Below are 22,271 nucleotides of genomic sequence, written 5' to 3'. Positions count from 1 at the left end.
ACCGGCGACGAACATGCGCGTCATGCGCGCTGCCTAGCGTCGTGCGCACCCGGACCGCGAGGGCTTGGGGACGAGCGCGAGGAGCACACATGCACGACGGACGAGACGCTGCCGAGACCCTCACCGCGGGGCTGGGCCGCCGCCGCTTCCTGCAGGCCGCCGCGGGCGTCGGGGCGGGCACCGCGCTGACCGTCGGCACCGGGCTGTCGGCCGCCGCCACGGGCACCACCGCCGCCACGCGAGGGAACCCCGCGACGTTCGGCGGGATCCTCCAGCCGGGTCGGGGCCGCGTCCGCGGCGACCACTACCTGGGCTCCGACGTCGACGACGTGCTGTGGGGCTACGTGCCGTCGGTGCACGCGACGCCCGTGACGCGGGTCCGCTCGGGCCGCACCCTGACGATCGACTCCGTCTCGCACGAGGGCATCCTCGAGGACCAGGGCCGCGACCCGGTGGCCTGGTTCGGCGAGCACGGCGTGCGCCGCCGCGAGGTGCTCGACGACGCGGTCGCCATCGCCGCCGGCTACGACCGGACCACCCGGAGCTTCGACACCGACGGCCCGCACGTCATCACCGGCCCGGTCCACGTGGAGGGGGCCGAGCCCGGCGACGTGCTCAAGATCGAGACGCTCGACGTCGCCCCGCGCGTGCCGTACGGCGTCATCTCGTCGCGGCACGGCAAGGGCGCGCTGGCCCGCACCGCCTCCGGGGCGCCGGCGGGCATCTCGCTGGACGAGGTCATGCCCCCGGTGGCCACGGACGGGCGCGGGTCCGGCATCCCCACCGAGTACGGCAACGTGTCGGTGTTCGCGCAGGTCCAGGGGAGCCGGGCCGTCATCGGCTCCGGCCGCTCGCGCGTGTCGTTCCCGCTGCGCTGCTTCTTCGGCACGATGGGCGTGGCGTTCTCGGAGAACACGGGGCTCACCGCCCCCGAGGCCAACTCCGTCCCGCCCACGCTGGGCGGCGGCAACATCGACATCAGCCACCTCGGCGCGGGCTCCACCTTCTACCTGCCCGTGCGCGCGCCGGGCGCCCTGTTCTACGTGGGCGACCCGCACATGGCCATGGGCGACGGCGAGGTGGCGCTCACCGCGATGGAGGGGTCGCTGCGCGGCACGTTCCGGCTCACCGTGTGCAAAAAGGGCTCCGGCGACGCCCCGTCGGTGGCGTACTCCTACCCGTTCGCGGAGACGGACGACGCGTGGATCCCGATCGGCCTGTCCGACCCGGACGGGGCCGTCGGCGGGAACGGCAGCGACCTCGACGTCGCGATGCGCCGCGCCGTCGTCAACGCCCTCGACTTCCTCGAGCACGACCAGGGCATGGACCGCGCGATCGCCTACGCGTACCTGTCCGCGGCGGCCGACTTCGCCGTCTCGCAGGTCGTGGACCGCACCGTCGGCGTGCACGGGCTCGTCCGCAAGGCGGACTTCCGCCGCTGACACCTCACCCCTGACAGGCGTGGCCGGCGCCTGGCAGTATCGACCCCATGCACGAGCGCGCCGGCCAGCCTGCCCAGCCCGAGGACCTCATCGACGTCGACCGGGTGGTGGGCGCGTACTACGACCTGACGCCCGACCCAGACGACCCGGCACAGCAGGTGGTGTTCGGCACGTCCGGCCACCGCGGCTCCAGCCTGGACACGGCGTTCAACGAGGCGCACATCGCGGCGGTCACGCAGGCGATCGTCGAGTACCGGGCGTCGCAGGGCACGGACGGGCCGCTGTTCATCGGTCGTGACACGCACGCGCTGTCGCTGCCGGCGTGGCAGACGGCGCTGGAGGTGCTGGCCGCGGCGGGCGTGACGGTCATGGTGGACGCGCGCGACTCGTTCACCCCCACGCCCGCCGTGTCGCAGTCGATCCTCATCCACAACGGCGCGACGACGGGCGACGGCGTGCGCACCCAGGGGCCGGGGCTGGCCGACGGCATCGTCGTGACGCCGTCGCACAACCCGCCGCGCGACGGCGGCTTCAAGTACAACCCGCCGCACGGCGGGCCCGCCGGGTCGGAGGCGACCGGCTGGATCGCCGACCGCGCCAACGAGATCCTGCGCACGGGCGGGCTCGCGTCGGTGCGCCGCGTGGCGCTGGAGGACGCGCTCGCCGCCGACACGACGCACAAGCACGACTTCCTCACCACGTACGTCGACGACCTGCCGAACGTGGTCGACCTCGAGGCGATCCGCGGCGCCGGTGTGCGCATCGGCGCCGACCCGCTGGGCGGCGCGTCGGTGGAGTACTGGGGCGCGATCGGCGAGCGGTACGACCTCGACCTCACCGTCGTGAACCCGCAGGTGGACCCTCGCTGGTCGTTCATGACGCTCGACTGGGACGGCAAGATCCGCATGGACTGCAGCTCCCCGTACGCGATGGCGTCGCTGGTGGAGCGCATGGTCTCGACGGGCTCGACCGGCGGGAGCGCGCCGTTCGACGTCGCGACCGGCAACGACGCGGACTCCGACCGGCACGGCATCGTCACCCCCGACGCGGGCCTGATGAACCCGAACCACTACCTGGCCGTCGCCATCGAGTACCTGTACGGCGGGGCCCGCCCCGGCTGGCCGCAGGGCACGGCGGTCGGCAAGACGCTCGTGTCGTCCGCGCTGATCGACCGGGTCGTGGCCGGCCTCGGCCGGGAGCTGGTCGAGGTGCCGGTGGGCTTCAAGTGGTTCGTGCCCGGCCTGCTCACGGGCGAGGTCGGCTTCGGCGGCGAGGAGTCGGCGGGGGCGTCGTTCCTGCGTCGTGACGGCCGCGTGTGGTCCACCGACAAGGACGGCCTGCTGCTGGCGCTGCTCGCGTCCGAGATCATCGCCACCACCGGCCGCACGCCGTCCGAGCACCACGCCGACCTCGTGGCCCGCCACGGCGAGTCCTGGTACGCCCGCGTGGACGCGCCCGCCTCCCGCGAGCAGAAGGCGAAGCTGTCGGCGCTGTCCCCCGAGCAGGTCACCTCGACGACGCTCGCCGGCCAGGACGTCACCGCCACGCTCACCGAGGCCCCCGGCAACGGCGCGAAGATCGGCGGCCTGAAGGTCACGACCGACGACGCGTGGTTCGCCGCCCGCCCGTCCGGCACGGAGGACGTGTACAAGATCTACGCCGAGTCGTTCGTGTCCGCCGACCACCTCGCCGAGGTGCAGGCCGCCGCGAAGGAGCTGGTCGACGGCGCGCTCGCCTAGCACCGCGACCTGGCGGCGATGTGGCGCACGTCGCGGCGGTCGGCGGGCGCCCAGCGGACACGGGCGCGCCCCGCACCCGCGCCGACCTGCGCTCCTGACCCGCCCTTGCCTCACCCATGCCCTAGGGCAGCCCGCCCCCGCCCCACCCCTGCCCGTCCGCTCTTCGGGACGAACTTGATTTCAGCAGGCAACCTTTTTTAGGTTGCTCTCCGCAATCATCTAGGGGGTGTGTCCCGGTGTCGGAGTCGGACCACGCGAGGTACGAGGAGCTGCAGCGCCAGCTGCGCGCCGTCGGTGCCGTCAAGCGGACCATCGTGCGGAACCTTCCGCCCGACTGTCCGGTCGGCCCCACGGCCGTCCTGTCGACCCTCCGCCGTCAGGGGTCGATGCGGCTGAGCCGGCTCGCCGAGCTGCTGCTCATCGACCCCTCCGTCACCAGCCGGCACGCGTCCCACGCCGTCGACCAGGGCTGGGTCGAGCGCACGCGCGACCCGGAGGACCGGCGGTCCTGGACCCTCAGCCTCACGCCCGCGGGATCGCGCAAGCTCGAGGAGATCTCCGAGCGCACCACCCGCCTGTTCGCCGAGCGGATGGGCGACTGGGACGGCGACGAGATCGACGACCTCGCCGCCCTCATGGCGCGGCTGCACGGCAGCTTCGCCGAGTGCCGGCCGACCGCGCGCGCCGCGGTCCCCGCGTGAGCCCGACGACACCCCCCACGCTCCACCTCGGAAGGACTTCCATGGCAACCACAGCGACGGTGCCCGCGCACGCCAAGCGCACCGGGCACTCCGCAGACCCCACCGGGGGCGCCGGCGTCTCGATGACGCACCGGCAGATCCTGGAGGCCCTGACGGGCGTCCTGCTGGGCATGTTCGTGGCGATCCTGTCGTCGACGATCGTCTCGAACGCCCTGCCGGAGATCATCGCGGACCTCGGGGGCGGCCAGTCCGCCTACACCTGGGTCGTCACCGCGTCGCTGCTGGCGATGACGGCCAGCACCCCGCTGTGGGGCAAGCTCGCCGACCTGTTCAGCAAGAAGGTGCTGGTCCAGGTCGCGCTCGTGATCTTCGTGCTCGCCTCCGCGGCCGCCGGGCTGGCGCAGTCCCCGGAGTGGCTGATCGTCTGCCGCGTCTTCCAGGGCATCGGCGGCGGCGGGCTGTCCGCCCTGGCGCAGGTCGTGATGGCGTCGATGATCGCGCCGCGCGAGCGCGGCCGGTACTCCGGCTACCTCGGCGCGACGTTCGCGGTCGCCACGGTCGGCGGCCCGCTGCTGGGCGGCGTCATCACCGACACCGACTGGCTCGGCTGGCGCTGGTGCTTCTACGTCGGCATCCCGTTCGCGATCATCGCGATCATCGTGCTGCAGAAGACGCTGCACCTGCCCGTCGTCAAGCGCGACAACGTCAAGATCGACTGGGCCGGCGCGTTCCTGTCCACCGCCGCCGTGTGCCTGCTGCTGCTGTGGGTCACCTTCGCGGGCGACAAGTACGAGTGGAACTCCTGGCAGACCTACGCGATGACCGGCGGGGCGCTCCTGCTCGTGCTGCTGTTCATCCTGGTCGAGACCAAGGTCTCCGAGCCGATCATCCCGATGCGCCTGTTCAAGAACCGCACGGTCGCCCTCGCCGGCGTGTCGTCGCTGTTCGTGGGCGTGGCGATGTTCGCCGGCACCATCTTCTTCAGCCAGTACTTCCAGCTGGCCCGGGACAAGACCCCGACGATGGCCGGCGTCATGACCATCCCGATGATCGGCGGACTGTTCGTCTCCTCGACGGTCTCCGGCCTGATCATCACCAAGACGGGCCGGTGGAAGGCCTGGCTCGTCACCGGCGCCGTCCTGCTCACCGGCGGGCTCGGGCTGCTGAGCACCATCGAGTACGACACCGAGTACTGGCACGTCGCCGTCTTCATGGCGCTGATGGGCCTCGGCATCGGCATGATGATGCAGAACCTGGTGCTCGCCACGCAGAACCAGGTGTCCCCGAGCGAGCTCGGCGCCGCCAGCTCCGTGATCAACTTCTTCCGCTCGCTCGGCGGCGCGATCGGCGTCTCCGCGCTGGGCGCCGTCCTGGCGAACCACGTCGCCGACCACGTCAAGGACGGCCTCGCGGACCTCGGCCCGCGCGGCGCCGAGCTGGCCCAGGGCACCAGCGCCACCTCCGGCACCATCCCGGACATGGACCAGCTGCCCGGCCCGCTGCGCACCGTCATGGAGAGCGCCTACGGGGCCAGCATCGCGGACATCTTCGCGATCGCCGCGTGCGCCGCGTTCGTCGCCTTCCTCCTCGTGATCTTCATCAAGGAGGTGCCGCTGCGCACCACGCCGGTCTCGCAGGCGGCCGACGGCGACACGGCCGTCGCGCCGTCCTCGGCCCCCGCGGCGGTGGCCGCGGCACACGCCGAGCCTGCCACGGTCGCGACGCTCGCCGACGGCGCTCCGGTGCCGGGCGGGGCACCGGGCGTGCCCGTGCACGGGCTGGTCCGCGGGCCGGAGGGCGCGCCGCTGCCGCAGGCGGCGATCACGCTCATCTCGCTGGGCGGGCGACAGCTCGGCCTGGCGATCGCCCGGCCGGACGGCGCGTACACGGTCGACGCCCCCGGCGCCGGCACGTACGTGCTCATCGCCTCGGCGGACCGGTTCCAGCCGCAGGCGTCCACGATCGTCGTCGGCGCCGGGCCGCTGGCGCACGACGTGCTGCTCAGCGGCACCAGCGGCCTGCGCGGCGTCGTCCGCGGCGCCGACCTGCTGCCGGTGCCCGGGGCGATGGTGCTGGTCACCGACGTGCGGGGCGACCTGCAGGCCACCGCCAGCACGGCCGAGGACGGCACCTTCACGCTCGAGGAGCTCGTGCCCGGGCCGGTCACCGTGGCGGTCAACGCCGCCGGCTTCCGGCCCCGCGCCCTGCCGGTCGAGGTGGGGACCACGGGCATCACGCACATCGAGGTCGAGCTCGCGGCAGGGGCACGGGTCACGGGCGTCGTGCGCGCCCCGCACGGCCCGCTCCCGGACGCCCGCGTCACGCTCGTCGACGCGGCGGGCAACGTCGCGGGGACCGCCACCACCGGGGAGGACGGCGCCTACGCGTTCACCGACCTGGACGGCGGCGAGTACACCCTGATCGCGACGGGCTACCCGCCGGCGGCGACGGCCCTGAGCCTCGCGGGGCACGGCGTGGACGGCCACGACGTCACGCTCGCCCACCCGGCGGAGTGAGCGCCGTGCTGACCGCGACCATCAGGACCCGCGACGGGTGGGCCGTGCCGCACGCCGTCCTCACGCTCACCGACCCGGCCGGCGCCCAGGCGCTGCGGACCGGCACGGACGAGGACGGCGCGGTGCGCGCCGAGGCCGCGCTCGCGCCCGGCGCGTACGTCGCGATCGTGACCGCCGTGGGCTACGCGCCTGCGGCGTCGACGACCATCGTGACGGCCGCCGGCCACGCCGCCGTCGGCACGGTGACGCTTGCCCGGCAGGGCGGCACGGAGCTGCCGCCGCCCGGGCCGTGGACGATCGACCCGGCGCACTCGTCGGTGGCGGCCGTGGCCCAGCACCTGGGCATCTCCAGCGTGCGGGGCCGGTTCACCCAGTTCGCGGGCCGCATCGACATCGCTCCCGACGACGTCACCCGCTCGCGGGTGGAGGCCGTGATCTCGGCGGCGTCGATCGACACGGGGACGGCGATGCGCGACGCGCACCTGCGGTCCGCGGACTTCCTCGACGTGGACCGGTTCGCGGAGATCACCTACCGGTCCACCGGGCTGAGCCCGGCCGGGGCGGACCGCTGGACGGTGCACGGCGAGCTCACGCTGCACGGCCAGGCCCACCCCGTGGACCTCGACCTGGCCTACCTGGGCTCCGGCGCCGACGCGTCGGGCGTGGTGCGCGCCGCGTTCCGCGCCGTCGCCGAGCTGCGGCGCGACGCCTTCGCCATCGCCTACAGCGAGGTGGCCGCGGCGGGCGTCGCCATCGTCGGGACCACCCTCCGGATCGAGCTGGAGATCCAGGCCGCCCAGGGGGCGGCGCTCCCCGGCTGAGGCTCCCCGGGTGAGGCTCACCGGCTGCGAGCGGCGCCCCCCCACCGCGCTACTCGCAGCCGACCCCGTCGCCGTCCCGGTCCAGCCGGGACGAGTAGCCCGCGTCGCCGCGACGGACGGGCGCCGCGCCCGCGGCGCTCGCCTCGGCACAGTTCGCGAACGGCTCCTGCGCGTCCGGCTCCGCCTCGGCGGGGTCGGACGTGGCGGGGTCGGACGTCGCGGCGCCGTCGCCCCCGCCGACCGGCGGGGCCGCCCCGCCGGACGGCAGCGGCTCGTCGGGGCACCGTGCCAGCACGCGCCCGATGGCGTCGTGCTCCGCCTGCGTGACCCACAGCGCGTACGCCCGCTTCACGGCCACCTGCCGGGCCACGTACTGGCAGCGGAACGCCTTGTTCGGCGGCAGCCACGTGGCGGCGTCGCCGTCGCTCTTGCCCGCGTTGGTCGGGCCGTCGACGGCGAGCAGGTTGAGCGGGTCGTTCGCGAGCTGACGGCGGGCCACGCCGTCGAGCTTCTGCGCGCCCTTCTGCCACGCGTCCGAGAGCGCGACGACGTGGTCGATCTGTACCGCCGTCGAGGTGGTCTGCCCGCGCAGGAAGTCGACCGTGGTCGCGGTGTACGGGTCGGCGAGCACGCCGGTCAGCACCACGCAGTCGTGCGTGCCCGGGTCGGTCGTGGTGCGGGTCAGGTCGCGGGCCAGGATGTCGTTGCGGGTGTCGCACCCGTTGTGGTCGACGTCGGACCACGCCGGCCCGAACTGGTCGCGCGAGTAGTCCGTCTTCGGCGCCCGGCCCTTCACCGGCAGTTCGTCGAGCACGGCGAGGGCGGAGCCGGGCTCGACGTCCGGCGGCGGGAGCTCGGACGTCGTGGCGGGGGCCGAGGTCTCCACGTGCGACTCGGCGGGCCCCTGCTCGACCGGGTCGCCCCCATCGGCAGGATCGATTCCGCCGGCGCACCCGCCCGCGAGGAGCACGACGGCGACGCCCAGCGCGGCGAGCCCGCCGCGCCGGGTCGTGGTGGCGGCCCTCACCGGGCGGCGGGGTGCGCGAGCAGGTCGGCGTACTCGGGGTGCCGACGCACGTACGCCTTGATGAACGGGCACAGCGGCACGATCTTCAGCCCGGCCGCGCGCACCTGGTCCAGCGCGCCGGCGGCGAGCTGCGACCCGATCCCCTGCCCCTCGAAGGCGGGGTCCACCTCCGTGTGGGTGAAGACCACGGCCCCCTCGGACAGCTCGTAGTACGCGCCACCGGCGGTGCGGCCGTCGTCGAGCCTGGCGAGGAAGACCTGCTGGTCACGGTCGTCGACGACGGTGACGGGGGTCGGCGTGGTCTCTGCGGCGTCCATACCCCCATCCTGGCCGTCGGCCCCGGCATCTGTCGCCACCCGGTGGGAGAATCCGCAGGTGACAGTGCCCACTCCCGAGGCCCCCGACGCGGCGTCGGGGACCCGGGCCCGCAACCCCTACCTCGACGTCCTGCGTGAGCCGGGCTCCGCCCGCTTCTCCGTCGCGGGCGTGATCGCCCGCCTGCCGATGTCGATGGTCGGCATCAGCACGGTGCTGATGGTGCAGACCCTGTACGGCTCGTACGCGATGGCGGGCCGCGTGTCGGCCGTGCTCGTCGTGGCGCAGGCGGTGGTCGCGCCGCAGATCGCCCGGCTCGTGGACCGCGCGGGTCAGGCCCGGGTGATGACGCCCATGCTGGTGACGACGACGGTCGGGCTGCTGGGGCTGGTGGTCGCGGCGACCCTGGGCGCCCCCGAGTGGGTGCTGTGGGTGTGCGCCGCGGTGGGCGGGGCGAGCCAGGGCTCCTACGGGTCGCTCGCGCGGGCCCGGTGGTCGCACGCCCTCCCGGAGCCGCGGCGCGTGCACACCGCCTACTCGCTGGAGTCGGCGCTCGACGAGCTGGTGTTCGTCGTGGGCCCGGTGCTGGCCACGACCCTCGCGACGACGGTCGCCCCCGCGGGCGGCCTGCTGGTGGCGGCCGTCGTGGGCGGCGGCGGCGCGGCGTGGTTCCTCGCGCAGCGCCGCACGGAGCCGCCCGCTCGTCCTCGAGCGACGGGGCTGCAGCAGGGCGACCGCCGGTCGGCGATCCGGATGCCCGGGATGCCGGTGCTCGTCGTCGTGTTCGTCGGCATGGGCGTCATGTTCGGCTCGAGCGACGTCGCCACGGTGGCGTTCGCCGAGGAGCAGGGCGTCAAGGGGCTGGCCGGGGTGGTGCTCGCCTGCTTCGCGCTGGGCTCGATGGTCTCCGGGCTGGCGTACGGGGCGCGGCACTGGGTGTCACCGCTCTCGACGCGCTTCACGATCACCGCGTGCGGGATCGCCGTCGGGGTCTCCCTGTTCTTCTTCGTGCAGAACCTCGCCGTCCTGGCCGGGGTGATGTTCCTCGCCGGGTTCGCCATCGCGCCCACCCTCATCAACGGCAACGCGCTGGTGCAGGCCCTGGTGGCACCCCACCAGCTCACCGAGGGCCTCACCTGGGTGGGCACGTCGCTCGGCGTCGGGGTCTCGCTCGGGTCGTGGATGGCGGGCGTGGCGATCGACGCCGCGGGCTCGCACGCCGGGTTCCTCGTCACGATGTCGGGCGGCTGGATGTGCGCGATCCTCGCCCTCGCCGCCCTGCCGGGGATGCGGCGCCGCCGGCCCTATGCTCCCGCGACGGCCGGATGAGCCGCGGCGGCGTACTCTCGGGCAGATGTACGCGTTGACGCTGACGGAGTTCCTGCTCGCCAGGGTCGAGGAGGACGCCGCGGCGGCACGCGCGGACCTCGAGGCGGCGAACGGGGCCGGCTCGCCGGGCTGGAGCCCGGCCCGCGTCCTGGCCGAGTGCGACGCCAAGCGCCGGATCGTCGAGCTCGCGTACGAGGCCACCGGGCTGGACATGACGGTCGACCTCGACCGGCACGTCACGGCCCGCGAGGACAGCGGCGTGGAGTTCGTCGGGGAGCGCATCCTGCGCGCCCTGGCGCTCCCCTACGTGGAGCACCCCGACTTCCTGCCCGCCTGGCGCCTGTGAGGGCGACGGCCTACGGCTCGGGGTGCCGGGCGTCGTAGCGCCAGAACCGCGGCTGGAGCCGCACGACGATCCACAGGACGGCGACGCACGCGAGCCCGCCGACGACGGCCGCCCAGCCCTCGCCGAACCACGTGGCCTCGGTGCCGAGCACCATCTCCCCCAGCCGCGGCCCGCCCGCGACGACCACGATGAACACGCCCTGCAGGCGCCCGCGCATGTGGTCGGGGGTCGCCGTCTGCAGGATCGACTGGCGGAACACCGACGAGATCGCGTCGGACCCGCCCGCCAGGAGCAGCGCCACCCCCGCCAGCACGACGGCGCCCCACAGCACGCCGTCCGGCGCGCCGGGCCCGACGGCGACGAGCACCGCGCCGAACGCCGCGACGCACACCCCCCACGACGTGATGGCCCACACGATGATCCGGCCCTGCCACCGCACGCGCACCAGCGCGCCGGAGAACACGCTCGCGAGGATGCCGCCGACGGCGAACCCGGCGGCGAGCACGCCCGTCGTCGTCTCCCCGCCGCCCAGGTAGAGCGCGCCCGCGGCCGGCCACAGCACGCGCGGGAAGGCGAGCACCATCGCGGCGAGGTCGACGACGAACGTGGTGCGCACGTTGGGCCGCGTGGCGAGGTAGCGCAGGCCGTCGAGCACGGAGCTCAGGCCGACGACGCGGCGGCGGGCCGGCGCGTCCGCGCGGGTGTCGTCGGCGCCCGGCTCGGGCGGCACGGCCGGCAGCCGCCACACCGCCCACAGCGCCGCGGTGAACAGCAGGGCGTCGAGCGTGTACGCGATCCCGTACCCGCCCCAGCCGACGAGCGTCGCGCCGATGAGCGGCCCGCCCGTGAGCGCGATGTTCATCGACAGCGTCTGGAGCGCGTTCGCGGCCGGCATGAGCTGCGGCTCGAGCAGGCGCGGCACGATCGACGTGCGCGCCGGGTTGTTGATGGCGAACGCCGCGGACTGCAGCGCCACCAGCCCGTACAGCAGGTTCACGGAGCCGACGTCGAGCCACGCCTGCACCGCGATGCCGGCCGTCACCAGCCACAGCACCGCCGACGCGAGCAGCGAGACCCGGCGCCGGTCGTAGTGGTCCACCAGCGCCCCGCCGTACAGGCCGAGCGCGACGAGCGGCACGAGCGCCGCGATGCCGAGCGTGCCCACCGCGAGCGTCGAGCCGGTGAGCGAGTACACCTGCAGGCCGACCGCGACCACCGTGACCTGCGTGCCGATGTTCGACACGCCCAGACCCCACCACAGCCGCCGGAACGCCGGGGAGACGCGCAACGGGGTGAGGTCGGCGATCAGGCGGGGCACGGTGACCCAGGGTAGGCGTGTTCCGCGGGCAACCTGTTCCGCGGGCGGCCCCGGGCGGGTCTGCCGACCGGGGCCGGTGATCGTCCGCCCGGGGCCGCCTCGCGTGCCCCCTCGTCGCCGACGTGTCGTGGGCGCGGCCCGGCCCCCTGCGCCGTGCCGCGCCCACGCGACCCCGGCCGGGGCGGCGCGGCCACGGGACACTCCCCAGTGATCCCCCGTGACCACGCCGCCCCGTCCGGAGCCGACGCCGGCTCCGGAGGGGTCAGCGGTGGTCGACCGCGCCGGCCGCCGTCCGACGGCGTGCCACCAGCACGGCGCCCGTCAGCATCAGCAGCAGCGCCAGACCCAGCAGCCGCACGTCCGCGCCGGTCGTCGCCAGCGCCGTCATGTCGGCAGAGCCCGTGCCCGACGCGGCGGACGCGCCGACCGACGAACCCGGCAGCGGTGCCATGCCGTCCGTGCCCGGAGCCGACTCGACCGGAGCCGACCCGATCAGGCCGCCCACCGGGGCGGTCGCGCCGTCGTCGGTGCCGTCACCGGAACCGTCGTCGCCCGTGCCGTCGTCACCGCCGTTGTCCCCGTCACCGGGGTCGGTCGGGTCCGTGGGATCCGTGGGATCCGTGGGGTCCGTGGGGTCCGTGGGGTCCGTCGGGTCCGTCGGGTCCGTCGGGTCGACCGCGGTGGCACCGTCCTCGAGGACGTCGTCCACCAGCCCGTCCTCCGCGAGGACGTCGTCGGTCACCGCGCCGAGGTCGCCCTCGAGCAGGTCGTTGGCCGTGTCGTTGACGTCCTCGACCACGTGCTCCACGAGCTCGTCGGTGACACCGTCCTGCGGCTCGTCGGCGCCGACGACGTCGTCCACCACGCCGTCCTCACCGACGATGCCGTCGACCGTGTCCTCGATCGTCGAGCCCGTACCCAGCGCGTCGTCCAGAGCACCCGTCGAGTCCACGACGTCGTTCAGCACGGGGTCCAGACCCTGGTCCTCCAGCACGTCGTCGATCAGACCCTCCTCAGCGGTCAGGTCGTCGACCACGCCCGGCAGATCACCGGCCGTCACCGAGTCCACCGTCGAGTCGACGTCGTCCACGACCGCCTCGACCAGACCGTCCGTCACACCGCTCTGCGGCTCGTCAGGTCCGACGACGTCGTCCACCACGCCGTCCTCACCGACGATGCCGTCGATCGCGTCCTCGATCGTCGAGCCCGTACCCAGCGCGTCGTCCAGAGCACCCGTCGAGTCCACGACGTCGTTCAGCACGGGGTCCAGACCCTGGTCCTCCAGCACGTCGTCGATCAGACCCTCCTCAGCGGTCAGGTCGTCGACCACGCCCGGCAGATCACCGGCCGTCACCGAGTCCACCGTCGAGTCGACGTCGTCCACGACCGCCTCGACCAGACCGTCCGTCACACCGCTCTGCGGCTCGTCAGGTCCGACGACGTCGTCCACCACGCCGTCCTCACCGACCAGACCGGCCACCGTGGACTGGAGCAGCGAGCGCGTGCCCAGCGCGTCGTCGACGCTGCCGGCCGTGTCGGTGAGCGCGCCGGTCAGCTCGTCCACCGTGCCGTCCAGATCCGGCAGCGCCCCGGCTTCGCCGGGCAGCATGACGGCTCCGTCGCCCTCGAACGCGTCGTCGACGAGCCCGTCCTCGGCGGCGAGGTCGTCCACCACGGCGTCGAGATCACCGGCGGTCACGCCGTCGAGCGTGGCGTCCACGTCGTCGAGCGCGTGCTCGACGACCTCGTCCGTGACACCGGCCTCCGGCTCGTCGGCGCCGAGGACGCCGTCGACGACACCGTCCTCACCGGCGAGGTCGCCGTCCGCGACGTCGACGACGCCGCCCACGGTGTCCTGCACGGTGGTGCCGCTGCCGAGCGCGTCGTCCACCGCGCGGGTGGCCGAGTCGACGGTCTCGTCGACCTGGTCGAGCGCCGCGTCGATGCCCTGGTCCTCCAGCACGTCGTCGACGGTCCCGTCCTCGCCGGTGACGTCGTCCACCACGCCGTCGACGTCCCCGTCGGCGAGGTGCCCCGCCGCCTTCTCGACGTCGTCGACCGCATGCTCGACGACCTGGTCCGTGACGCCGGACTCCGGCTCGTCGGCGCCGAGGACGTCGTCCACGACACCGTCCTCGCCCGTGACGCCGTCCACGGTGTCCTTGACGGCGGCACCGGTCCCGAGCGCCTCGTCGACGTCTCCTGCGGCGTCCGACACGGTGTCGGAGGCGCGGTCCACAGCCTCGTCGACCGCGCCGCCGGCGCCCCGGTCGTCGCCGCCGGACCCGCCGCCGCCCTGCGGGGCGGGCTCGTCCTCGATCGCGTCGTCGACGACGCCGTCGTCACCCGCGACGTCCTCGACGACCGCCTCGACGTCCCCGGACTGCAGGTCCTCGGCGGTCTGGCGGGCATCCTCGGCGACGGCGTCGACGAGGTCGTCGGTGGTGGTCGCGGACTCGTCGTCCGGGCCGGCGACGTCGTCCACGGTGCCGCCGTCCCCGACGACGGTGTCGACCACGTCCTCGATCCCCTCGGTGTCGACCTCGGGGAGGTCGACCGGGGTGTCGACGGACGCGTCGTTCGTCTCCTCGGAGACCTCGCTCAGATGGAGGTCGACCGAGGTGTCCTCACCGACGGTGACGTCGACGACGTCCCCGTCCGCGGCGTGGGCCATCCCGGCCCCGGCGACCACGAGGCCGCCCGCGACGAGCGCTGTGCGCAGCGCGCGTCGGGCATACGTATGCATGATCCGCTCCTGACTGACGTGGTGCGCGGGTGGCGGACGCCGCCCGCGGTCGCGGTCGCGCGAGATCGCGCGACGCGGCCACGTCAGGCAGGAGAGACGGGGATGTCGGAGGCGACCGCCGGGAGACGGTCGAGCTGCTCGGCCGTGCGGGCGATCCACGCCAGCGCGGTCACGTGTGCACGGCCCGCGAGGTCGGCGGCGGTGTCGCCCCCGGACGGCCCGCGGGAGGTCGAGGCAGAACCCGCACCCGCGGCGGACACCGACGGTGCCGTCGGCGCCGCGGGAGCAGGCTCCCGATCGTCCGGCGCGGCGGTCGCGGCGGTCGCGTCGTCAACGGCCGCGGCGACCGCGACGACGGTCGGAGCGGGAGTCCGGTCGGTCGCCGGAGCGGGCCGCTCGGTCGCCTCGTGTGCGGCGGCGGGCTCGACGGCGGCGACCTTCGCCGGGTTCTCGGGGACGGCGGCGGAGCCGTCCGCGGTCGCGGGCAGGTCCAGCGCGGGCGCCAGCGCGTCGACGGCGGGTGCCGTGACGTCGGCGACCGGCGCGGTGATCGGCGCGATCACGCCCCCGACGGGCTCGACGACGGGGGTCAGCGCGTCGATCACCGGCGCGGCGGTGCCGAGCACCGGCTCGACGACGGGCTCGAGGGCACCCGTCACGGGCGTCACCAGTCCGACGACGGGGTCCAGGACGGGGTCGAGCGTCGTCACGACCGGCGCGACGACGTCGCCCACGACGTCCGTGACGGGGGCCAGCGGCTCGGTGACCTCGTGGACCACGCCGCCGACGGGCTCGAGCACCGGGGACAGGGCCTTCGTCACGGGCGCCAGCGTCTCCGCCGTCGCACCCGTCACGGGCTCGAGCGCCTTGCCGGCCGGGGTCGTGACCCGCTCGACCGCGTGCGACACCGGGTCGACGACGGGCGCGAGCGGCCGGACGACCTCCTCGACGACCTTCCCCACCGGCTTCGTCACCGCACCCAGCGGGCGGGTGACGGCCTCGACCGTGGCCGCCACCGGCTCGAGCGCCGCCCCGACGGGCTCCGTCAGCGCCTCGAGGCCCGGCGCGTCGGCCCGCGCGCTCTCTTCGGACGGTGCGGCGGCCGGCTCGTCGGACGACTCGTCGGCGGCCCGCTTCTCGGAACCGACCGGCGGCTCCTCGGTGACACGTGCGCGCTCCGCGGGGCCGGCGCCCGCGCCGTCCCCCTCCTCGGCGTCCTCTGCCGGCTGCTGGTCCCGCTCGTCGTCGGCCGGCGCCGTGCGCCCCTCGTGCTCGGGCTCCGCCTGGTCCTCGTGCTTCGGCTCGGAGCGTTCGGCGGCCGCCTGGCCCGACAGCTCACGAGCCACCCGGTCGGCGGCCTCCTCGGCGGGCGCCACGACCTCGTCGTGCACCTTCTTCCGCAGCGGCTCGATTTTCTCCCGCACCGGCGCGACGGCCTTCTCGACGGCGTCGCGCACCGGATGGGACTCGCTCTCCGGGGACTGCGCGGGCTCCTCGGCGTCGTCCCGGCTGTGGTCCGTGTCGTGGTCCTGCGCGCCGACCGACCGGACCACGGACCCGCCGTCCCGGTCACCGCCGTCGTCGGCGGACGCGGAGCCCGCGATCGCGACGCTCAGCGCAGCGGCCCCGACCAGCCCGACGGCGGCACCGGTCACGCGCGCGAGCCAGTGCCGACGGCGTCCTGCCGCCCGCGCCCGGTCCACGCTGCGTGTCACTCGGCCCCCTTCGATGCCACGCGGAGCCACGGCCGATCATCCCGTGACCCACTTCACACTGTGACGCCAGAGCAACAGTTGCGCAACCACAACGGTCGTGGCGCCCGGCCCTCCGGGTGACGCGGGGAGTCAGGCCACCGAGGTCCCGAACAGCAGGCCGAGCGCGTAGGTCACGGCCGCCGCGCCGAAGCCGATGGCGAGCTGGCGCAGGGCACGCGTCCACGGCGACGTGCCCGAGAGCAGCCCGGTGATGGCACCCGTGACCAGCAGCGACAGCCCCACGAGCACGCCCGCCACGAGGATCGCCTGGCCGCCGGTGAGGCCGAGCAGGTAGGGCAGCACGGGGATCAACGCACCGGAGGCGAAGAAGCAGAAGCTCGAGATCGCGGCGCCCCACGCGGTGCCGAACACCTCGAGGTCGTCGCCCTGCTCGACCTGCTCGACGTCGGCGGGGCCGTCCGTCACGTCGTCCCCCGGTCGCTCCTCCCCCAGCCCCTCCGGCGCCAGCGTGCCCGTGGCGGCCAGCCCGGCGAGCACGCGGTCCGCGCGCCCCTGCGCCTCGTCGGCCGTCATCCCGCGCGCCCGGTAGACGAGGGCGAGCTCGTTGGCGTCGACGTCGAGGTGCGGCAACGCGGTCGCGCTCCTGGGGTCCGGGGTGGACGCCTCGAGCAGCTCCCGCTGCGAGCGCACCGAGATGAACTCCCCCGCGCCCATGGACAGCGCGCCCGCGAGGAGGCCGGCCAGGCCGGTGACGAGCACGGTCTGCGAGGAGACCCCCGAGGCGCCGATCCCCAGCACGAGGGCGAGGTTGGACACCAGGCCGTCGTTGGCGCCGAAGACGGCGGCGCGGAACGTGCCGGACATCCGGTTGCGCCCCCGGCTCGCGAGCGCCCGCACGACCTCCTCGTGGATCTGCTCGTCGGCCGCCATGGTGGCGGTCGCGTGCTCCTCGCGGTCGTACGTCGACCGGGCCTCGGCGCGCTGCGCGAGGGCGAGCACGAAGACGCCGCCGAACCGGCGGGCGAGGACGCCGAGCATGCGGGTGCGCAGGTCGCCGCGCAGCGGGTGCCCGACGTCCTCGCCGAGGAGGTCGAGCCAGTGCTGCTCGTGCCGCCTCTCGGCGTCGGCGAGCGCGAGGAGGATGGCGCGCTCCTCGCCGGTGCGCCGGCGGGCGAGGTCGCGGTAGGTCGCGGCCTCGGCACGCTCGTCGGCGAGATAGCGGCGCCACTTCCGGACGTCGGACGGGCGGCGGGGCGTTCGGCCGGGCGCGGGCATGGCTGTGCCGTCGTTCATGACGTCATGATCGCCGCTGGTACCCCGCCATGGGTTCCGGGTGGAGCCGCGCCCGCTTCCGGGGCCGGGAGCCGGAGTTTTCGGACGTCCGCACCCCGGCGGTGTGGACACGCACCCGAGTGTCACCGGGTCGGGGCACAATAGGTGGCGGTAACCAGGGGCTCGGACACTGGGAGACTCCGGCGTGATCATTGTCAGCACTGACGGCTCGTGCCTCCGCAACCCCGGGGGCGCGATCGGCTGGGCGTGGATCGCCCACGAGGGCGGACGCTTCGACTCCGGCGGCGCCGCGTCCGGCACCAACCAGGTCGCGGAGCTCACGGCGCTGCACCGTGCGATCGAGGCACACCCCGGGGCCGAGCCGCTCCTCATCGAGTCCGACTCCCAGTACGCGATCCGCTGCGCGTCCGAGTGGATCCACGGATGGAAGCGCAAGGGCTGGCGCACCGCCTCCGGAGAGCCGGTGAAGAACCTCGACCTGATCCAGGCCATCGACGCCGCGATCACCGGCCGGGAGGGCCCGGTCCGGTTCCGCTGGGTGCGGGGCCACGTGGGCAACCCGTTCAACGAGCGCGCCGACCAGCTCGCCGGGCTCGCGGCGCAGGACTGGGCCGCGGGGCGCGGGGGCGTCGACGAGCTGCTCCTCAGGGCCGACGAGGGCCAGGGCGTGACGACGAAGGGCGACGGCCCGTCCTCCGAGACGGCCGAGCGCGCCTCCCGGGACACCACCGGGTCCGTGAAGGAGACGGTCGGCGCCCGGGGCGACACCGGGTGGGAGCTCGGAACCCTCTTTGACTAGCCTCGACCTGACCCACCTCGGCGCCCCGGATGACGCCGTCGCCGCGCGCACCGACGTCACCGTCGAGCACTCCTCGGACCGACCCCTCGACCTCGGGCTCACCCTCGGCCCGCTGCGGCACGGCGCGTACGACCCGACGGTCCGCCGCACCCCCGACGGCGCCCTCTGGCGCACGACGCTGCGATCCTCCGGCCCGGTGACCCAGCGCCTCGTCGCCGCCGACGAGCGCACCGTGGTCGTGCAGCACTGGGGCCCGGGCTCCCGGGAGGCGGCCGACGACGTGCCCGCGCTTCTCGGCGAGGCCGACGACACGTCCACGTTCACGCCGCCGCCCCAGGCGCGTGACGCCGCGCGACGCGCCCCCGGGCTGCGGATGTGCCGCAGCGGGCGCGTGATGGAGGCGCTGGTGCCGGCGGTCCTCGAGCAGAAGGTGCAGGTCGTCACCGCGCACCGCGCGTGGCGGTGGCTCGTCACCCGGCACGGTTCCGCGGCGCCGGGCCCGGCGCCCGACGGGCTGCGGGTGGTGCCGTCCGCGCGAGAGTGGGCCGCCGTCCCGACGTGGGACTGGCACCGCGCCGGCGTCGACCCGCGTCGTGCGGCCACGGTGGTGCGCGTCGCCCGGGTCGCGGCGCGGCTGGAGCAGGCGAGCACCCTGCCCGGGGACGAGGCCCGCGCCCGGCTCGAGAAGGTGGCCGGCGTCGGGCGGTGGACGTCGGCCGAGGTGGCGCAGCGCGCGTTCGGCGACGCCGACGCCGTGTCCGTCGGCGACTTCCACCTCGCGGGCGCCGTCGGCTGGGCGCTCACGGGCGAGCGCACCGACGACGAGGGGATGCTGCGCCTCCTCGCGCCCCACGCCCCCCACCGGCACCGGGTGGTGCGGCTGCTGTTCCTCGACCGCAGGCCGCAGGCCCCGCGACGGGGCCCGCGGCTGTCGATCGCGGACTACCGCGCGTTCTGACTACTCCGGCAGGCTGCAGACGCCGTCGATGCAGACGGCGCCGTCGTCGCCCAGCAGCTGCAGGGGACGTTCGTCGCCGGCGCCGTGGTGGGGCGCCGCGGCCTCCGCCGCGCTGAGCGACACCAGCGTGGTGCGGCGCGGGTTGGCGATCGAACGGGACGAGTTCGCGGTGGCGTCGTTCATGATCCTCCTCCAGGGGGTCTCACAGCCGCGGTTCGGAGCCTGTTCGACTCCCCGTGGCGGGCCCGCGACGGTGCGGGGCGAGGCCTCGATTCTCGGTGATACTGCGTCTCACAGCCAGGGGTGGCGGTGTGAGATGCGCCTCGGTCGTCCGCCTCAGCTCTCGGCGAGCACCTGGTCGAGCACCTGGACGAAGACGTCCGGGTCCTGGGCGCCCGACACGCCGTAGCGGCCGCCGAGCACGAAGAACGGGACGCCGTTGATGCCGTACGCGCGGGCGCGCGCCATGTCGTCCGCGACCGCCTCGGCGAAGGTGCCGGCGTTCAGCGCGACGAGGACGGCGTCGCGCTCCAGGCCGACCTCGGCGGCGAGGTCCGCGAGGTCCTCGACACGACCCACGTGCTCGCCCTCGGTGAAGTACGCCCGGAGCAGGCGCTCCTTCATCTCCGACTGCTTGCCGAAGGCCTTGGCGATGTGCAGCAGCTCGTGCGCCTTGAGGGTCTTGGTGTGCCGCACCTGGTCCATCCGGTACGTGAGGCCCTCCGCCGCGGCGAGCGCGGTCACCTGGTCCTGCATCTGCTGGGCGGTCTCCAGCGGGATGCCCTTGTGGTCGGCCAGGAACTCCGTCGCCGTGCCCTCGAAATCGACGGGCGTGTCGGGCGAGAGCTCGAACGAGTGGTACTCGATGTCCACCTCGGGGGCGGCGCCGTCGCGCTCCGCGATCCGCTGCAGCGCGGACTCGAAGCGGCGCTTGCCGATGTAGCACCAGGGGCACGCGACGTCCGACCAGACGTCGATCTTGAGAGCAGTAGTCACGTACGCACGAACGCCCCGCCGCGGGAGGCGATTCCCGCGGCGGGGCGTGGCGTGCGTCGCACGCCGCTCAGTTGAGGGGCGCCGCCTCGTCCGCCTTGGTCGACAGCTGCCCGCCCGCGATGCCGGCGATGAGCTGGTGGATGTCCACCCCGGTGAGCTGCTTGACGACGCCCTGCCCCTCGCCGAGCACGGACGCGACCGTCTTCGTCACGGCCGACGCGCCGTCGGTGGAGACCACCGTCATGCCCTGGATCGAGCCGATCGGCTCGGCCGCGGCGCGCACGATCTCCGGGAGGCGCTCGATGAGCTCCTGCACCAGCGCCGCCTCGCCGTACTTCTTCAGCGCCTCGGCCTTGGCGTCCGTGGCGACGGCCTCCGCGCGCCCCTCGGCCTCGATCGCCGACGCGCGGGCGTCGCCCTCGGCCTTGACGCCCTCGGCCAGCGCGACCTGGCGGTCACGCTCCGCCTCGCCGGCGCGCCGCACCGCCGTTGCCGACGCCTCGGCGTCCTGGATGGCGGCCGTCTTGTTCGCCTCGGCGATGGTGGTGCGCTTGAACGCCTCGGCCTCGGTGGCCGCGTTCGCGGCGTCGCGGCGCGCGGTGGCCTCCTGGACCTCGGCGTACGCCTGGGCCTCGGCGGGCTTGCGGATCTCGATGTCGAGGCGCTCCTGCGTCACGCGGGCCTGCTCGGCCAGCGCCTCGCGCTCCTGCTGCGCCACGAGCCGGTCCTGCTCCGCCCGGGCGAGCTGGCCGGCGGCGTCCGCCTCGGCGTTCGCGCGGTCCGTGTCGGCCTTGATGACCGCCTTCTTGAGGTCGAGCGCCTTCTGCCGTTCGGCGATCTGCTCGGCCGCCTCGATGACGGCGAACTCGGACACCCGGCGCGCCTCGGCCTCGGAGACCTCCGCGACCTGCAGGGCGCGGGCGCCCTCGGCGCGACCGAGGTTGGACAGGTAGTCCGACCCGGGCGTGGAGATGTCGGAGATGTTGAGCAGGTCGACCTGCAGGCCCTGCTCGGCGAGGTCGGTCTTGGTGGACTCGACGACGCGGTCGGACAGGCCCTTGCGGTCGGAGATGATCTGCTCGATCGTCATGTCGCCGACGATGGAGCGCAGCGAGCCCTCGAGGGACTCCTTGATGATCTCGGTCAGCATCTCCTGCTGCGACAGGAAGCGCTGCGCCGCGCGGCGCACGCCCTCGTCGTCGCCGCGGACCTTGAAGTTGATCGACGCCTTGATCGCGATCTTGATGCGGTTCTTGTCGACACCCTCGACGGTGATGCCGATCTGGCGCTGCTCGAGCGAGATCGCGAAGCCCTGCTGCAGGATCGGCCAGACGAACGTGCGGCCGCCGATGACGACCCGCTGGCTCTGGGCGGCGGACTCCTTCTTGCCGGCGCCGCGGCCGACGATGACGAGGGCCTGGTTCGGCGGCACCCGGCGGATGCGCTGGGCGACGAAGATGCCCACCGCAAGGAACGCCACCACGAGGGCGAGCACCGCGATCGTGGTGATGAAGCTGCTATCGGTCGAGTCGAACATGGTGCGCGCCGGAGCGCGTCTCCTTCCGGTCGTGGGGAGGTCAGCGGGCGTGCTGGCCGGGAACCCCGACCCGCACGGTGGAGCCGGAGTGCTCGAGCACCACGACGCGGGACCCCGCGGCGATCGGCTCGTCGGAGCGGGCCAGGCGGCGCTCGAGCTCGCTCGGGACGTCGAGGGAGACCTCGCCCGACATCGGCGTCAGGTCCGTCATGGCGGTGCCGTGGGCCCCGACCAGAGAGATGGCGACGCCGTCGTCGCTCGACGCCAGCCGGCGCACGAGCATCTGCGCGAGAAGGATGGCCAGCACCCCCACCACCGCGGACGCCACGTAGGCGATCCAGGCGTCGAGGCCGTTGGCGACGACGATCGTGCCGACCGCGCCGAAGACCACGGCGCCGACGCCGAGCGACGTCCCGGACAGCGAACCGTCCCCGAGGTCGACCAGCTCGCCGACGAGGAGCGAGACCAGCAGCAGGACCATCCCTGCCGCGCCGATGAGGACGAAGACGAGCACGCGGTCTCCTGAGGTGAGGGCGACGAGTCGGGAGTCGAACCTGGTGATGAAGATGTGATGGTCGTGTGACGGCGGCGCCACTCTAGCGAACTCTGGGAGCCACCTGAACCGTCGTCCACAGGGTTATCCCGCGTGCCTGCCGATCCCTCTTCCGCGTGC

19 protein-coding genes are annotated in these 22,271 nt (G+C 74.3%); 9 read left to right on the top strand and 10 right to left on the bottom strand.

All coding sequences use genetic code 11. The features are described 5' to 3' along the window. The first annotated feature begins 89 nt into the window (after window positions 1-89). From ACQFYA_RS02140 to ACQFYA_RS02120, 5 genes are all read left to right on the top strand, one after another. Window positions 90-1,442 (top strand): acetamidase/formamidase family protein, encoded by a 1,353-nt coding sequence (locus tag ACQFYA_RS02140; protein WP_499121146.1) that lies wholly within the window; start codon window positions 90-92, stop codon window positions 1,440-1,442. A gap of 47 nt (window positions 1,443-1,489) precedes the next feature. Then, entirely contained in the window at window positions 1,490-3,181 is a 1,692-nt protein-coding gene (gene pgm, locus ACQFYA_RS02135) for a phosphoglucomutase (alpha-D-glucose-1,6-bisphosphate-dependent) (protein ID WP_499121143.1), read from the top strand. A 236-nt stretch (window positions 3,182-3,417) separates the two neighbouring features. Continuing rightward, window positions 3,418-3,882 carry a MarR family winged helix-turn-helix transcriptional regulator gene (locus tag ACQFYA_RS02130; protein ID WP_499121140.1) on the top strand — a complete coding sequence of 155 codons (465 nt, stop codon included), beginning with the start codon at window positions 3,418-3,420 and terminating at the stop codon, window positions 3,880-3,882. Window positions 3,883-3,923: 41 nt separating this feature from the next. Next, complete coding sequence (locus ACQFYA_RS02125; protein WP_499121137.1) at window positions 3,924-6,398, top strand: MFS transporter; 2,475 nt, start codon at window positions 3,924-3,926, stop codon at window positions 6,396-6,398. Between the two features lie 5 nt (window positions 6,399-6,403). Next, a complete protein-coding gene (locus ACQFYA_RS02120; RefSeq protein WP_499121134.1) occupies window positions 6,404-7,219 on the top strand; it encodes a YceI family protein in 816 nt (271 codons plus the stop codon). Between the two features lie 49 nt (window positions 7,220-7,268). Here ACQFYA_RS02120 and ACQFYA_RS02115 read toward each other — a convergent pair whose 3' ends face one another. Together ACQFYA_RS02115 and ACQFYA_RS02110 are read right to left on the bottom strand one after the other, a co-directional pair. Next, window positions 7,269-8,246 carry a GmrSD restriction endonuclease domain-containing protein gene (locus ACQFYA_RS02115; RefSeq protein ID WP_499121132.1) on the bottom strand — a complete coding sequence of 326 codons (978 nt, stop codon included), beginning with the start codon at window positions 8,244-8,246 and terminating at the stop codon, window positions 7,269-7,271. Beyond that, window positions 8,243-8,563, bottom strand: coding sequence for a GNAT family N-acetyltransferase (locus ACQFYA_RS02110; protein WP_499121130.1), 321 nt, complete (start codon window positions 8,561-8,563; stop codon window positions 8,243-8,245). The genes ACQFYA_RS02115 and ACQFYA_RS02110 overlap by 4 nt, the downstream gene beginning before the upstream one ends. Window positions 8,564-8,621: 58 nt before the next feature. Here ACQFYA_RS02110 and ACQFYA_RS02105 point away from each other — a divergent pair, with 58 nt between their 5' ends. Both ACQFYA_RS02105 and ACQFYA_RS02100 read left to right on the top strand, forming a co-directional pair. Continuing rightward, window positions 8,622-9,890: an MFS transporter gene (locus ACQFYA_RS02105; protein ID WP_499121128.1), complete on the top strand. Its 1,269-nt coding sequence runs from the start codon at window positions 8,622-8,624 to the stop codon at window positions 9,888-9,890. Window positions 9,891-9,915: 25 nt separating this feature from the next. Beyond that, window positions 9,916-10,236: a DUF6221 family protein gene (locus tag ACQFYA_RS02100; RefSeq protein ID WP_499121125.1), complete on the top strand. Its 321-nt coding sequence runs from the start codon at window positions 9,916-9,918 to the stop codon at window positions 10,234-10,236. A 10-nt stretch (window positions 10,237-10,246) separates the two neighbouring features. Here the strand turns inward: ACQFYA_RS02100 and ACQFYA_RS02095 are convergent, their stop codons facing one another. The 4 genes from ACQFYA_RS02095 to ACQFYA_RS02080 form a co-directional block, all read right to left on the bottom strand. After that, the gene (locus tag ACQFYA_RS02095; RefSeq protein WP_499121123.1) at window positions 10,247-11,554 is read right to left on the bottom strand and encodes an MFS transporter; all 1,308 of its coding nucleotides are present in this window, start codon (window positions 11,552-11,554) and stop codon (window positions 10,247-10,249) included. 262 nt (window positions 11,555-11,816) lie between these two features. After that, the gene (locus ACQFYA_RS02090; protein ID WP_499121121.1) at window positions 11,817-14,300 is read right to left on the bottom strand and encodes a hypothetical protein; all 2,484 of its coding nucleotides are present in this window, start codon (window positions 14,298-14,300) and stop codon (window positions 11,817-11,819) included. A gap of 83 nt (window positions 14,301-14,383) precedes the next feature. Beyond that, complete coding sequence (locus ACQFYA_RS02085) at window positions 14,384-16,015, bottom strand: hypothetical protein (RefSeq protein WP_499121119.1); 1,632 nt, start codon at window positions 16,013-16,015, stop codon at window positions 14,384-14,386. A 129-nt stretch (window positions 16,016-16,144) separates the two neighbouring features. Beyond that, complete coding sequence (locus ACQFYA_RS02080; protein WP_499121116.1) at window positions 16,145-17,308, bottom strand: VIT1/CCC1 transporter family protein; 1,164 nt, start codon at window positions 17,306-17,308, stop codon at window positions 16,145-16,147. Between the two features lie 184 nt (window positions 17,309-17,492). Here ACQFYA_RS02080 and ACQFYA_RS02075 point away from each other — a divergent pair, with 184 nt between their 5' ends. Continuing rightward, a complete protein-coding gene (locus ACQFYA_RS02075; protein WP_499121113.1) occupies window positions 17,493-18,107 on the top strand; it encodes a ribonuclease H family protein in 615 nt (204 codons plus the stop codon). Then, entirely contained in the window at window positions 18,100-19,065 is a 966-nt protein-coding gene (locus ACQFYA_RS02070) for a DNA-3-methyladenine glycosylase family protein (protein WP_499121110.1), read from the top strand. The genes ACQFYA_RS02075 and ACQFYA_RS02070 overlap by 8 nt, the downstream gene beginning before the upstream one ends. On the opposite strand, the gene ACQFYA_RS02065 is transcribed toward ACQFYA_RS02070, so the two are convergent. From ACQFYA_RS02065 to ACQFYA_RS02050, 4 genes are all read right to left on the bottom strand, one after another. Further along, on the bottom strand, window positions 19,066-19,248 hold the full coding sequence (locus ACQFYA_RS02065; RefSeq protein WP_499121108.1) for a hypothetical protein: 183 nt from the start codon (window positions 19,246-19,248) through the stop codon (window positions 19,066-19,068). A gap of 153 nt (window positions 19,249-19,401) precedes the next feature. Further along, on the bottom strand, window positions 19,402-20,061 hold the full coding sequence (locus tag ACQFYA_RS02060; RefSeq protein WP_499121106.1) for a DsbA family oxidoreductase: 660 nt from the start codon (window positions 20,059-20,061) through the stop codon (window positions 19,402-19,404). A gap of 67 nt (window positions 20,062-20,128) precedes the next feature. After that, on the bottom strand, window positions 20,129-21,598 hold the full coding sequence (locus ACQFYA_RS02055) for a flotillin family protein (RefSeq protein WP_499121103.1): 1,470 nt from the start codon (window positions 21,596-21,598) through the stop codon (window positions 20,129-20,131). 40 nt (window positions 21,599-21,638) lie between these two features. Beyond that, window positions 21,639-22,112 carry an NfeD C-terminal domain-containing protein gene (locus tag ACQFYA_RS02050; protein ID WP_499121101.1) on the bottom strand — a complete coding sequence of 158 codons (474 nt, stop codon included), beginning with the start codon at window positions 22,110-22,112 and terminating at the stop codon, window positions 21,639-21,641. Between the last annotated feature and the right edge of the window lie 159 nt (window positions 22,113-22,271).

The organism is Promicromonospora sp. Marseille-Q5078 (assembly GCF_050315395.1).
Classification (GTDB): Bacteria; Actinomycetota; Actinomycetes; order Actinomycetales; family Cellulomonadaceae; genus Isoptericola.
This window is presented reverse-complemented; position numbering and strand designations above follow the sequence as displayed.

What these genes read in the sequence shown, in the direction of transcription:
- ACQFYA_RS02140 (WP_499121146.1), top strand. Translation starts at nt 90, where the DNA reads ATGCACGACGGACGAGACGCTGCCGAGACCCTCACCGCGGGGCTGGGC.
- pgm (WP_499121143.1), top strand. Translation starts at nt 1,490, where the DNA reads ATGCACGAGCGCGCCGGCCAGCCTGCCCAGCCCGAGGACCTCATCGAC.
- ACQFYA_RS02125 (WP_499121137.1), top strand. Translation starts at nt 3,924, where the DNA reads ATGGCAACCACAGCGACGGTGCCCGCGCACGCCAAGCGCACCGGGCAC.
- ACQFYA_RS02110 (WP_499121130.1), bottom strand. Translation starts at nt 8,563, where the DNA reads ATGGACGCCGCAGAGACCACGCCGACCCCCGTCACCGTCGTCGACGAC.
- ACQFYA_RS02100 (WP_499121125.1), top strand. Translation starts at nt 9,916, where the DNA reads ATGTACGCGTTGACGCTGACGGAGTTCCTGCTCGCCAGGGTCGAGGAG.
- ACQFYA_RS02090 (WP_499121121.1), bottom strand. Translation starts at nt 14,300, where the DNA reads ATGCATACGTATGCCCGACGCGCGCTGCGCACAGCGCTCGTCGCGGGC.
- ACQFYA_RS02080 (WP_499121116.1), bottom strand. Translation starts at nt 17,308, where the DNA reads ATGAACGACGGCACAGCCATGCCCGCGCCCGGCCGAACGCCCCGCCGC.
- ACQFYA_RS02065 (WP_499121108.1), bottom strand. Translation starts at nt 19,248, where the DNA reads ATGAACGACGCCACCGCGAACTCGTCCCGTTCGATCGCCAACCCGCGC.
- ACQFYA_RS02055 (WP_499121103.1), bottom strand. Translation starts at nt 21,598, where the DNA reads ATGTTCGACTCGACCGATAGCAGCTTCATCACCACGATCGCGGTGCTC.